The sequence below is a fragment of the Vibrio gallaecicus genome (assembly GCF_024347495.1).
Classification (GTDB): domain Bacteria; phylum Pseudomonadota; class Gammaproteobacteria; order Enterobacterales; family Vibrionaceae; genus Vibrio; species Vibrio gallaecicus.
This window is the reverse complement of sequence record NZ_AP025490.1, coordinates 2,994,698-3,007,772: the sequence shown is the minus strand read 5'-3', so window position 1 is coordinate 3,007,772 and position 13,075 is coordinate 2,994,698. Positions and strand designations below refer to the sequence as shown.

The window sequence follows — 13,075 nt, the reverse complement described above, 5'->3', positions numbered from 1 at the left end:
AGATTAACAACCAGGACCACAATCTAGACAGTGTTTCACCATCTCTGGGCCTAGGTGCAGTTTCGCATTGAGGTCACGTAATGCAGTTCGTACACCTTCTTCGATTACTGGGTGGTAGAACGGCATATCTAGCATTTCAGAAACCGTCATCTTGTTCTGGTGTGCCCATGCTAATAAGTGAGCCAAGTGTTCTGCATTTGGTCCCATCATTTCAGCACCAAGGAAGCGCCCTGTACCTTGCTCGCCGTAAACGTGCAGAATACCTTTGTTACGTAGCATCACTCGTGAACGACCTTGGTTTTCGAAAGACACCTCACCGGTTGCGAAGCAGCCACAAGTACCTAAACGCGTTGTGATCTCTTTGTACGTTTCACCAACCATTGCGATTTGCGGATCAGAGAATACTGCTGAGATTTTAGAGCGGCGCAGTCCTGCACGAATCTCAGGGAAGCGACCTGCATTATCACCGGCAATACGTGCTTGGTCTGCTGCTTCATGCAGTAGAGGCAATTGGTTGCTTGCATCCCCCGCAATAAATACTGATGGTAGCGATGTTTGTAGCGTGTAGTGGTCTGCAACTGGCACACCACGTTCATCAAGTTCTAGAGAGGTATTCTCTAGGCCAAGCTTGTCTGTATTTGGACGACGACCTGTAGCTGCCAGTACGTATTCAACGACGTTAGTTTCTAATTCACCTTGCTTATTGATGAACTGGATTTCGACGCGATCTTCACCCGATTCAGTGGTAATGCGTTTCATGCTTTCGATTTTCACGTCGGCATCTAGGTAGAACTCTTCATTGAAGGCTTTATCTGCATACGCCATGACCTCTGGGTCGGTTACTGGGCCAACTTGACCACCCAAACCGAACAGTTTGGTCTTCACACCTAAGCGGTGTAGTGATTGACCAAGCTCAAGACCAATCACACCAGGGCCAAATACCGCCACTGATTCTGGTAAATCATCCCAACTGAATACGTCATCATTAATGATAAGACGGTCGCCAAGCTCATTCCAAACTGCAGGGTATGCAGGGCGAGAACCTGTTGCGATAACAATACGTTTTGTAGTGATCACTGTATGATCATCAACCTGTAGCGTGTTGTCGTCTAGGAACTTAGCGTAACCAGAGATTTTGTCTTGCTCTGGGATTTCATCAACACCTTCTAAAACAAAACCAACAAAACGGTCACGTTCAAACTTCACTCGGTCCATCACTTCACGACCGTTAATCACAATACCACCTTGTGGGTGAACGCCAAAAGCCGGCGCCTTCTCAATTTGGTGTACGCTTTCAGCTGCTGCAATAAGCAGTTTAGATGGCATACAACCAACACGAGCACAGGTTGTACCGTAAGGGCCGCCTTCAATCATCACAACACTGTCAGTGTGTGCTTTTGCAGCGCGGTAAGCCCCTAAACCTGCTGTACCGCCCCCGATAACTGCTACATCTACATTGACTTGTTTCATAATAATTTTCTCGCAATGGCTAAATTTAGTTTGAACAAACCCCTCCAACTCTGGTGATTTCTTGAGAGTCAGGATCGCGGGTCAGTTTTGTGATTCTGTTTTATTAGGTTTAGCTTGTGATTCAGCTTTTGTTACTAACCGATTCTTGTTGTTAACTCTTCTTTTAATTAACTATAGGTTAGTTAAAAGCGGGCGAGTCACAGGCTATATTCTTTTTCCAAAACTCAGATAAGAGTGGTTTGGAATCGCTAACCCACAAGAAGGTGGGTTAGCGGTATTACTTAGGTTATTTAATTGCTAGGCGTTTATTAGCGACTAAGTGATTAACCTAGGAAAGCTTCTAGTTCTTCGCTGCCACCGATGTGTTTGCCACCGATGAAAACTTGAGGAACGGTAGTGCGACCAGAGATTGCACGTAGGCTTACTGTTGTTGCATCTTTACCTAGAACCACTTCTTCGTAGTTTAGGCCTTTGTCGATTAGGTTCTGTTTCGCTTTCATACAGAAAGGGCAGCCTGGTTTAGTGAATACTGTAATTGACTCTTGCTCTTTGTGCTCAGGAGCTATGTGGTTAAGCATAGTATCAGCATCAGAAACCTTGAACGGGTCGCCTGGTACGTCTTCTTCGATGAACATTTTTTCTACCACGCCGTTTTTAACCAGCATGCTGTAGCGCCATGAACGTTTGCCGAAGCCGATGTCGTTTTTCTCAACTAGCATACCCATGCCGTCTGTGAAATCACCGTTACCATCTGGGATGAATGTGATGTTTTCAGCTTCTTGGTCTGCTTTCCAAGCGTTCATTACGAATGTGTCGTTTACAGAAACACATAGAATGTCATCAACACCGTTTTCTTTGAATACAGAATGTAGTTCGTTGTAACGAGGTAGGTGACTAGAAGAACATGTTGGAGTAAACGCGCCTGGTAGGCTGAATACGATAACTGTCTTGTCTTTAAATAGCTCTTCCGTCGTTACGTTAACCCATGCATCACCTTGGCGAGTTGGGAATGTTACTTGAGGGATTGATTGACCTTCTTTAGATGCAAACATATTGATTTCCTTAAATAGTATTTTAATTTTGTTCTATCAGAGCTTAACGTTTTTCTTTGCTCTGTTTCGTTTCGTTGAGCCCATTATTAGATAAATCCTTTGATAGCTCTAATCGTTTGATGTTATGGTTTTGATAGGTAAATTCTATCAAAAGTATTTTATCCCCAAATATTCCTATTCAGACCCTTGTTCTTATTAAAACCAGAGGTAAGAGGCAGATCATGAACATTCGTGACTTTGAATACTTAGTGGCTCTTGCAGAGCATAAACACTTTAGAAAAGCCGCCGAGGCGTGCTTTGTCAGCCAACCAACGCTTAGTGGGCAAATCCGTAAGTTAGAAGATGAAATAGGTTTACAGCTAACAGAGCGTAGCCCAAGAAAAGTGATTTTTACAGAATCTGGTTTACAGCTTGTAGAGCAAGCAAAGCGTATTTTAGCCGAAGTAAAAACATTTAAAGAGATGGCAAGTGGGCATGGTGAATCAATGACAGGTCCGATGCATATTGGATTTATTCCAACGGTTGGTCCTTATATCTTGCCTAAAATCATCCCTCATCTAAAAGAAAATTTTCCAGATCTTGAGCTTTACCTGCACGAAGCGCAGACCCATCAGTTAGTGAGCCAACTAGAAGATGGCAAGCTTGATTGCTTGGTGCTGGCTGCGGTTGATGAAACGGCGGCGTTCAAAGAGATTGATGTTTATGATGAGCCGCTGAGTGTTGCGGTGCCGTGTGATCATGAATGGGCTAAGCAAGACAGCGTTGATATGTTGCAGCTTAATGGTCAAACCGTTTTAGCTTTAGGTGATGGTCATTGCCTACGTGATCAAGCATTAGGCTTTTGTTTTGCTGCGGGTGCAAAGGATGATGAAAGGTTCAAAGCCACGAGTTTAGAAACGTTGCGAAATATGGTGGCTGCTGGCGCTGGAATTACACTATTACCTGAGTTGTCGCTGCCGAGTGAAAAGCAAAAAGATGGTGTGTGTTATTTGCCGGCGGTAAATCCTACTCCATCGCGACGAATTATTGTAGCGTACCGACCTGGTTCACCATTAAGACCTCGTTTTGAGCAGTTAGCTGAAGTGATTAGTCAGCAATTAGAGAGAGTCACTCTTGTTCACAGTAGATCTCGTTCATAGCTGTCCTCGCTTATAGTGAGCCTGATTCATAACAGCTCTCGTACATAAATCACATACACCGGCGTGGTGAGAGTCAGCTTCTACTATTAAGATTAAAAAAGGGCAGATATTGAGTTTCAATATCTGCCCTTTGTTTAGATCAAATGAACGGTTTCGTTAAAAAAGTTCTTCTTCAGCTTCACCAGACGAAGTTGAATAAATGTCATTGCTTAATGTTTCATTTATGAACTCTGTTGGCTCTGTGCCTTTTAAGAAATATTCAAACATAGATGATCCATCAGACTTGTTGGTTAACAGACCCGTTTCGCGATCGATTCTTACTCTTACAATATTCTCGGGTAATGATTTTCTCTGAGCTGGCACATCAGCCAAAGCAGTACTCATGAAGTCTACCCAAGCAGGTTGTGCAGTTTTAGCACCGGCTTCAGCACCTGTGGTTTGACCTTTACCAAGGTTATTGTTGGCTTTTGTTCGACCTAATTTACGATTGTGATTATCAAAACCAACCCAAACTGTTGCTACAAGACCCGGTCCGTAACCGCTATACCAAGTATCCTTCGAATCATTGGTTGTACCGGTTTTCCCGCCAATGTCACGACGCTTGAGTGGTTGAGCACGCCAGCCTGTACCATTCCAGCCGGTCCCTTCTCGCCAGTTACCGCCACCCCAAATATTGCTATACATCATTTCACGCACTATGAATGCTGTTTGTTCTGAAATAACTTGAGGGGCAAATTGTGGCTCAGCTAATACATCTTGTTCATTAAATTCATCAGCGATAGAGCCTGTCGGAAGTTCAGCCTCTGTTAGGTCCATGTTCTCTGAATTATCAGATTCTAGCGATGATAGGTCAGCTAAATCAGTCTGTGTTTGGCAGTCTTGATGACAAACCACTTTAGGCTGAGCTTCAAATTCAACCTCACCAAACGGAGTTTCTACATGGCTAATGTAGAAAGGTTCGACGTAGTAGCCACCATTTGCAAATACAGAATACCCTTGAGCCACTTTCATTGGCGTTAAGCTACCCGCACCAAGTGCGATGGTTTCTGAACGTGGTACTTCATCAATATCAAAACCAAAACGGGTAAGGTAGTTTCGAGTGTCATCTAAGCCGACTTCTCGTAATACTCTCACTGCCATTACGTTTTTCGATTGAGCCAAACCAATACGTAGGCGAGTTGGTCCTACATAAGTGGGTGGTGAATTTTTCGGTCTCCATGCAGTACCTTGGCTTTTATCCCATTTGTTTATTGGTGCGTCATTGATTAATGAAGCCAGTGTTAAGCCTTTATCAACAGCAGCAGAGTAAATAAATGGTTTGATACCAGAGCCGACTTGTCGGACTGACTGAGTTGCACGGTTGAACTTGTTATGGACGAAGTTAAAGCCACCTACCATAGACAAAACCGCACCATTATCAGGATTCATGGCAACAAAGGCGGTATTAGCGTTAGGAACTTGGCTTAAACGCCAGATAGCTTGAACTGTTTCAGAAGCCTCTTCCTCGGTAGTGATATCTGTTTCAACCTCAGACTCTTCAGGGGATTCTGCAGCGTTATCATCAACGCGACGGACCCAAATCTGTTCACCTTGTGCAAGAATATCTTGCGCTTTTTTAGGTGCAGACCCTTGACGTTCATCGGTTAAAAATTTGCGAGCCCAATTCATGTTTGACCATTCAATGGTCACTTCGCCTTTATTCTTCACCCATGCGGTTACAGTTTTATCGGAAACAGCAGTGACTACAGCTGGTAGAAGAGCCCCATAAGTCGGTTGTGATTTAAGGTGCTTGATGATCTGTTCTTGATCCCAAGTAGGTTGCTCTGTTTGCCAGAGTACTTTTTCCGCACCTCGGTAACCATGACGCTCATCGTAAGCTAAAAGGTTATTAATCGCGGCTCTATTTGCGGCTTTTTGCAGTTTAGAATCAATGGTTGTGTAAACCTTCATACCTGAAGTATAAGCATTTTCACCGTATCGCTTTACCATCCAAGCTCGTGCAACTTCTGCTACATAAGGGGCGCTTAACTTAATTTCAGCTCCGTGATATTTCGAGGTTAACTCTTCAGATCGTGCTTCATCGTATTCTTCTTGAGTAATGTAGCGCTCATCGAGCATACGCATTAAAACGACATTTCGACGGTTGGTCGCTCGTTCGACTGAATAGATAGGGTTCATTGTCGAAGGGGCTTTAGGCATGCCAGCTAAAGTCGCAAGTTCACTAAGAGTTAAATCAGGAAGATCTTTTCCGAAGTAGACACGACCTGCGGCTCCAAACCCGTATGAGCGGTGACCAAGAAAAATCTTGTTTACGTATAACTCTAGGATTTCTTCCTTACTAAGAAGTTGCTCAATATGGATCGCAATGAAGATCTCTTTAATCTTACGCATGATCTTTTTCTCATTAGATAAGAAAAAGTTACGCGCAAGCTGTTGAGTAATAGTACTGGCACCTTGCTTCGCAGAACCTGACATAGCAACCACTAGAGCAGCACGAGTAATACCAATTGGATCGATTCCCGGGTGGTCGTAAAAACGGCTGTCTTCGGTTGCGATCAAAGCTTCAATTAAGTGCTGTGGAATATCTTCATATTTCACTGGGTTACGGCGTTTTTCACCAAATTGTGAAATCAATTTACCGTCTTGACTGAAAACTTGCATGGGTGTTTGGAGTTCGACATCGCGCAATGTTGCAACATCTGGCAATTCAGGTTTTACATAATAATAGAACCCAAAAATTGTACCGACTCCAAGAATCATGCAAATCAATGTAAATATGAATAATCGCTTTATGAACTTCACCGGATAATCCCTGATTTGTTAAGGCTGATAGGCAGCAATCTCTTGTACTCTAGGCTAAAAATTAGCTTTCGTTTATTAACGCTTATTTAACTAATAATCTCAACCCCTTAGAACTAAGCCAACGATAAGCTAACTCAATAAAAAGTTAAGACATAGATAATGTTAGACCATTGTCTCAAGTCGAGGCTTTAGGAGCTAGGTAAAATGGGTTCATCATCAGTCATCGGTATAGATATAAGTAGCCACAGTATTAAAGCCGTGGTTCTCAAACCCGTAGGGGAGTTATATGCATTAATTGGATATAAAGAGCTTCCTATTTCGGACGACATTTTCTCTGATAATCATACCTTCGAGTATCAGAAAATTGTAAAGAAACTCAAAGAACTTAAAAAAGAGTTACCTTTGTTTAGTCGAAAGGTCGCCATTTCCATCCCTGACAATTCTGTTATTAGCAAAGTACTTCAAATTGAAAGCGAACTGGAAGATAGAGAAAAAGAGTTCTCTATTTACCAAACCTTCGCTCATCAATCTCCATTTCCAATCGAAGACCTCAGTTTAGATTTCGTCAAAGTTGAAGAAAAACGCTTTGGTAAAAGTTCAACGACAAGCTATCAGGTCTACGCGACTCGAAAAGAAGTCGTAGAAAGTCGGTCTTTGGCTATAAAGAAAGCAGGGCTAGAACCTGTTGTTGTGGCTATTCATGCTCATGGGTTATTGAATATCTGGCAATTAGCGTCTCAGTTAAATCCAGATAAAAAAAATTGGCTACTTGTTGATGTAGGGCTGAATCAACTGTCTTTGGGGATTATGCCCCAGGGTGGTTCTTCTTTTTATAAAGACATTTCATTTGGTAGCCACTCAACAAACTCAACGGGCGAAGGTCACCCTGCGAGTGCATTTGGTAGTGCCGAAGAAAATCAAAAATACATAAATGATTTCATTGAGAAGCTAAAGCGGCAACTACAACTTTATTCTTCAGTTAACTCTACGCACCCTCTTTCTGGAATTTGGTTGATGGGGGAAAGTGCAAATACACCAATGCTAATTGAAGAGCTCGAAAGGCAGTTAGGTTTGAGTTGTGAGCTTCTGAACCCTCTTTCTCTATTTGAGAATAAATTATCTAAAAAACGTCGCATGCATACTGACTGGCAAAGTTTTGGCATCGCTGCTGGAATGGCTATCAGTGGGCTTAAATGGGGAGAGGTGAAGCATGTTGCATCAAGTTAACTTATTGCCTTGGCGTGATGAGATCCGGGCTCAACATAAAAAACGTTTTATCAACCTTGTTGTGCTAGGAACCCTAGCGGCCGTGATTGCGCAGTGGATGGTGGGTAACTACTTTCATGAGCAGAAATCCGAGCAACAAGCTCGCTTGAACTATTTGCAGCAATACATTGCTCAACTCGATACCCAGATCCAATCATTAAAAGTGGCAGAACAAGAACACAAATCGATTCTGACTCGTTTAGATGTGGTTGAGTCTCTTCAGTCGGGAAGAAATAAAACGACAGAGTTCATGAACTTAATGCCGAACCTAGTCCCTGAAGGTGTTTATGTCGATAAAATTAAGATGAATGGTCAAGAAGTTGAAATGTCAGGGATCAGTGATAGTACGGCTCGTTTAGCAACGATGTTAGACAACCTTGAACGTTCAGAGTCTTTAAGTGATGTTGAGATGCACTCCATCGTACATAACAAAGAACGCTTTAATAAAGAGTTTCAGACGTTCAAAGTCTCTTTCATGTTTACGCCTATATCTTTGCAAAAACCTCTTGAAGCTGCCGATACAACAGCTAAGAAGTCGGCAATGAAAGCGCCGTCGATAGCCAATGAACAATACCTCTCTATGGACGTTAGTAAGCTAGCACCTAATCAGATGGTATACCTCGTGAATCAGGAGGTCTCGAATGGTTAGTTTACAAGAACTTGATATTGATGAAATTACAGAGTGGCCGTTATTTCCTCAAGTGCTCGTGGTTTTATTACTGATGTTCATTATCCAAGGTTTTGGCGTTTGGTTTTATTTGATGCCACAAAATGATGAGTTAGAGGGGCTAAAGCAACAAGAGCAAACATTGAAAACGACGTTGCGAATTAAAGCGAATAAAGTTGCCACCTTGCCTCAACTGCAAAAGCAGCTAAATGAGTTAACTAGCCGTTATGACTACTTACTGCAGCAATTGCCTGTTCAAAAAGAGTTGGCAAGCATGTTGGCTGCGGTTAATGAACTGGGGCTGGATAATAAGCTGACTTTTACTCGCATTGATTGGGGAGAAAAACAAAATAAAGAGTTTCTTTATCGCTTACCCCTCAATATCGAACTAACGGGTGATTACCATGAAATTGGTGATTTTTCCGCAGCAATTGCCAAGCTACCAAGAATTATCAGTTTTGACGATGTGAATTGGCAACGAGTGAGCCAAGAAAGTAGCACGCTTCACTTTCGTGTCAGAGCTTATACCTACCAGTTTAAACCGGAGGTCAGAGATGAAGCCCAGTAAACTGGCTTATTTGAGCCTGATATTAATGCTTGTAGGTTGTAAAGCGAATCAAGATTCCTTGGAAGAATATGTATCAAAGGTTGAGGAGCAAGCAAGAAAAGAAGTTGCTCAGTTAAAACCAGCTGCCGAATTTATTGCTGCAACTTACGATCCGAAAATATCTAGAGGACCTTTTGTTTTACCCAAAGAAGCGATTGTGCAAGACCAGCCAATTGTTAAAAAAGACTGTTGGCAGCCAAGTTATCGTTCTAAAAATGGGAAGTTGGAAAAATACCCACTTAGTAAACTGCGTTTAAAAGGGGTCATGGGAAGCGGTTCTACTGTTTCTGGATTAGTTCAAACTCCTGTTGGTAATGTGGTGAAAATTCAAAAAGGTCAGTTCATTGGGTTGAATAACGGTCGCGTAACAAAAGTGACCAGTAAATATGTACTGATAAATGAAACCCTTCCAGATGGTCTAGGTTGTTGGCATAAACGTAACGTCAAGCTCGCTTTGAAGTGACCCAATTTCACACGATGTGGATATGAGATTTAATTATGATTAAAGGAATAGCTGTGAATATGAATAAGGTTTTTCAGAGTGTTTTACTCTTTGTTGCCTTGAGCTTTGCGTTAGTGACGCAAGCTGAAACGTCTTCCAATGAATTAAAGAGTATCGATTTTAGGCTAAATAAAGATAAAGATGCCGTGATCATTATCGAACTTGAAAGTAGCTCAACAGTGGTTGATGTGCAGCGAGCACAAGAAGGGTTAAGTATTGAGTTATTAAGTACTCAAGTGGCAGACGACAAGCTGTATATGCTTGATGTAAAAGATTTTTCGACTCTTGTGGATACGATTGAAGTATTTCGTGAATCACCGAGTACACGTTTATTAGCGTCTATCGGTCAAGACTATCATTACGAATATACACTTAAAGGTCGATTCATTGAGGTAGTAATAAGTAAGCTAGAAGAAGATGCTCCTGCTGTTGAAAAAAGTATTCTTGAGAAAGAAGGTAAATTAATCTCAATTAACTTTCAGGACATTCCTGTGCGAAATGTTCTCCAACTTATTGCCGACTACAACAGCTTTAACTTAGTGGTTTCAGACTCGGTTTCTGGAAACCTAACTTTAAGATTGGATGGCGTTCCTTGGCAGCAAGTACTTGATATTATTTTACAGGTTAAGGGGCTTGATAAACGAGTTGACGGCAATGTTATTTTAGTCGCACCTAAAGCTGAACTTGATTTGAGAGAGCAGCAAGCTTTAGAAAAATCACGACTTGAAGAAGAGCTGGGAGAGTTGAAGTCTGAAATTGTAAAAATTAATTTTGCTAAGGCTTCTGAAATCGCAGAAATGATTGGTGGTGATAGTACCGTGAGCATGCTTTCTGAGCGTGGTTCAATCACGATAGATGAGAGAACTAACTCCTTATTGTTGAGAGAGTTACCTGAAAATATTGCCGTTATTCGTGAAATTGTTGAGTCACTTGATATACCGGTTAAACAGGTACAAATTGAAGCTCGTATTGTAACGGTTACAGAGGGCAACCTTGATGAGTTAGGGGTCCGATGGGGCATATCCTCGACAAATGGAAACAACACCATAGGGGGCTCTATAGAGAGTAACCTAGCGACTATTGGTCTCTACGATGGCGGCGGCGGTGATGGTGAAGAAGGAGGCGGTGGATTACCGATCGATGATTTCTTAAATGTTAACTTAGGTGCGACCTCACCGAATGCTTCAAGTATTGCTTTTCAAGTTGCTAAACTAGGGTCAGATACTCTGCTTGATTTAGAGCTATCAGCACTACAGCAAGAATCTAAAGCTGAAATCATTTCGAGCCCGCGTTTAATTACGACGAATAAGAAACCCGCTTATATTGAGCAAGGTACTGAAATACCTTACTTGGAGTCTTCATCTAGTGGTGCTACATCGGTCGCATTTAAGAAAGCGGTTTTAAGCTTGAAAGTCACACCGCAAATTACCCCTGACAATCGATTGGTCTTGGATTTAAGCGTAACCCAAGATAGACCTGGTCAAGTTGTTAAGACTGGTACTGGTGAAGCGATAGCGATCGATACACAGAGGATAGGAACGCAAGTGCTTGTTAATAATGGGGAAACGGTTGTTCTTGGCGGTATCTTTCAACACAGTGTAACCAACACTGTGGATAAAGTACCTTTGCTCGGGGACCTTCCTTTACTTGGCGCATTATTTAGTCGTAGCTATGAAAATGTTGGTAAAAGTGAGCTGCTGATCTTCGTTACACCTAAAGTTGTGATTCAGTAATGAACAATTAGATTAAAAATAAAGTTGCATTAGTGGCACCTAACCTTGATAATTTCGGGTCTTATCACGAATTATCTGTGAGGAATCGGTGCCACAGGCCTTTTTATTTCAGTACGAGTGCTGACCTGCCTTGTGGCGATGTCATTGAATTAACGTTGTAAATTACTGCTAAAAACATGGCTGAGAAACGCAATATTTTTCTTGTTGGCCCAATGGGCGCCGGCAAAAGTACAATTGGTAGACACCTAGCTTCCCAACTTCACATGGAGTTTTTAGACTCTGATACTGTAATCGAAGAGCGCACTGGCGCTGATATCGCTTGGGTATTTGATGTTGAGGGAGAGGAAGGTTTCCGTAAACGCGAAGAATCTGTAATCAACGATCTGACGGAAGAGCAAGGTATTGTTCTAGCGACAGGCGGTGGTTCAGTAATGAGCAAAGAAAACCGTAACCGTCTATCTGCACGAGGCATCGTTGTATATTTAGAAACAACGATTGAAAAGCAACTTGCTCGCACTAACCGCGACAAGAAGCGTCCTTTACTTCAAACAGACAATCCTCGCGACGTCCTAGAAGACCTAGCGATATCACGTAATACACTTTACGAAGAAGTCGCGGATTATACCGTTCGTACTGATGATCAAAGTGCAAAAGTGGTAGCCAACCAGATCGTAAAAATGCTAGAAGAACGTTAAGTTCATTTTTCGGAGAGCAAAACCATGGAACGGATTACGGTCAATCTAGCTGAGCGTAGCTACCCAATCTCTATCGGCGCCGGGTTATTTAATGACCCGGCGTACCTTTCTTTTTTATCGAAAAAGCAGAAAGTAGTTGTTATTAGCAATGTAACGGTTGCTCCACTGTATGCAGATAAAATTCTTTCTTTACTTGAACACGTTGGCTGTCAAGCTTCTCTCTTAGAGCTGCCTGATGGTGAACAGTACAAGACGCTTGAAACGTTCAATTCAGTGATGAATTACATGCTTGAAGGGAATTACAGCCGCGATGTGGTCGTAATTGCTTTAGGTGGTGGTGTTATTGGTGATTTGGTGGGTTTTGCCGCAGCTTGTTACCAACGTGGTATAGATTTTGTTCAAATCCCTACAACATTGCTTTCCCAAGTAGATTCTTCTGTCGGCGGAAAAACAGCAGTTAACCATCCACTTGGTAAGAATATGATCGGGGCATTTTATCAGCCCAAATCTGTTGTTATCGATATTGAGTGTTTATCTACCCTGCCTGAGCGTGAGTTTGCGGCTGGTATCGCTGAAGTGATTAAGTACGGCATTATTTATGACGATGCTTTTTTCTCTTGGTTAGAAGATAACTTAGAAAGACTTTATCAACTAGATGAGCAAGCTTTGATCACTGCGATTGCCCGTTGTTGTGCAATTAAGGCTGAAGTGGTGGCTCTAGATGAAAAAGAGTCAGGAATCAGAGCGTTATTGAACCTAGGTCATACATTTGGTCATGCGATCGAAGCAGAACTAGGCTATGGTAATTGGTTACACGGTGAAGCTGTGTCTTCAGGTACTGTAATGGCTGCGAAAACAGCTCAATTACAAGGTTTGATTTCGCAGGAGCAACTTGAACGAATTATTTCTATACTCAAGAATGCAAAGCTACCAATCCATACACCAGAAAGTATGTCTTTTGATGACTTCATGAAGCATATGATGAGAGATAAAAAAGTGCTCTCTGGTCAATTACGTTTGGTTTTACCAACAGGAATTGGTACTGCTGAAGTTGTTGCTGATGTGCCTCAAGATATCATTGAGCAAGCAATCGATTTCTGCCGTACACTTTAGTTTGGTTGTTAAGCTGTTGGGGTATACCT

Annotated in this window: 10 protein-coding genes and 1 pseudogene; 8 read left to right on the top strand and 3 right to left on the bottom strand. The window is 42.1% G+C overall.

Translation table 11 applies throughout. The features are described from left to right. Positions 1 to 3: 3 nt before the first annotated feature. Positions 4 to 1,470 (bottom strand): dihydrolipoyl dehydrogenase, encoded by a 1,467-nt coding sequence (locus OCU78_RS13190; RefSeq protein WP_137375087.1) that lies wholly within the window; start codon positions 1,468 to 1,470, stop codon positions 4 to 6. Positions 1,471 to 1,793: 323 nt separating this feature from the next. Then, a complete protein-coding gene (locus tag OCU78_RS13185; protein WP_137375088.1) occupies positions 1,794 to 2,522 on the bottom strand; it encodes a glutathione peroxidase in 729 nt (242 codons plus the stop codon). A 221-nt stretch (positions 2,523 to 2,743) separates the two neighbouring features. Between OCU78_RS13185 and oxyR the strand changes: the two genes are divergently transcribed. Further along, a complete protein-coding gene (gene oxyR, locus OCU78_RS13180; protein ID WP_137375089.1) occupies positions 2,744 to 3,661 on the top strand; it encodes a DNA-binding transcriptional regulator OxyR in 918 nt (305 codons plus the stop codon). A gap of 156 nt (positions 3,662 to 3,817) precedes the next feature. Here the strand turns inward: oxyR and OCU78_RS13175 are convergent, their stop codons facing one another. Further along, entirely contained in the window at positions 3,818 to 6,463 is a 2,646-nt protein-coding gene (locus OCU78_RS13175) for a penicillin-binding protein 1A (protein ID WP_167494071.1), read from the bottom strand. 204 nt (positions 6,464 to 6,667) lie between these two features. Between OCU78_RS13175 and pilM the strand changes: the two genes are divergently transcribed. From pilM to aroB, 7 genes and pseudogenes are all read left to right on the top strand, one after another. Next, positions 6,668 to 7,690 (top strand): type IV pilus assembly protein PilM, encoded by a 1,023-nt coding sequence (gene pilM / locus OCU78_RS13170; RefSeq protein ID WP_137375090.1) that lies wholly within the window; start codon positions 6,668 to 6,670, stop codon positions 7,688 to 7,690. Further along, positions 7,674 to 8,240: pseudogene (locus OCU78_RS13165) on the top strand (PilN domain-containing protein); the annotation flags it as partial. The gene pilM and the pseudogene OCU78_RS13165, both read left to right, overlap by 17 nt. Positions 8,241 to 8,370: 130 nt before the next feature. Beyond that, the gene (gene pilO, locus OCU78_RS13160) at positions 8,371 to 8,964 is read left to right on the top strand and encodes a type IV pilus inner membrane component PilO (protein ID WP_137375092.1); all 594 of its coding nucleotides are present in this window, start codon (positions 8,371 to 8,373) and stop codon (positions 8,962 to 8,964) included. Beyond that, positions 8,951 to 9,466 carry a pilus assembly protein PilP gene (locus OCU78_RS13155; RefSeq protein ID WP_137375093.1) on the top strand — a complete coding sequence of 172 codons (516 nt, stop codon included), beginning with the start codon at positions 8,951 to 8,953 and terminating at the stop codon, positions 9,464 to 9,466. The genes pilO and OCU78_RS13155 overlap by 14 nt, the downstream gene beginning before the upstream one ends. A 59-nt stretch (positions 9,467 to 9,525) precedes the next feature. After that, positions 9,526 to 11,238, top strand: a complete 1,713-nt coding sequence (locus tag OCU78_RS13150) for a type IV pilus secretin PilQ (protein WP_137375094.1) — start codon at positions 9,526 to 9,528, stop codon at positions 11,236 to 11,238. Between the two features lie 176 nt (positions 11,239 to 11,414). Beyond that, positions 11,415 to 11,933, top strand: coding sequence for a shikimate kinase AroK (gene aroK / locus OCU78_RS13145; protein ID WP_137375095.1), 519 nt, complete (start codon positions 11,415 to 11,417; stop codon positions 11,931 to 11,933). A gap of 24 nt (positions 11,934 to 11,957) precedes the next feature. Further along, the gene (gene aroB, locus OCU78_RS13140) at positions 11,958 to 13,046 is read left to right on the top strand and encodes a 3-dehydroquinate synthase (RefSeq protein WP_137375096.1); all 1,089 of its coding nucleotides are present in this window, start codon (positions 11,958 to 11,960) and stop codon (positions 13,044 to 13,046) included. Positions 13,047 to 13,075: the final 29 nt, after the last annotated feature.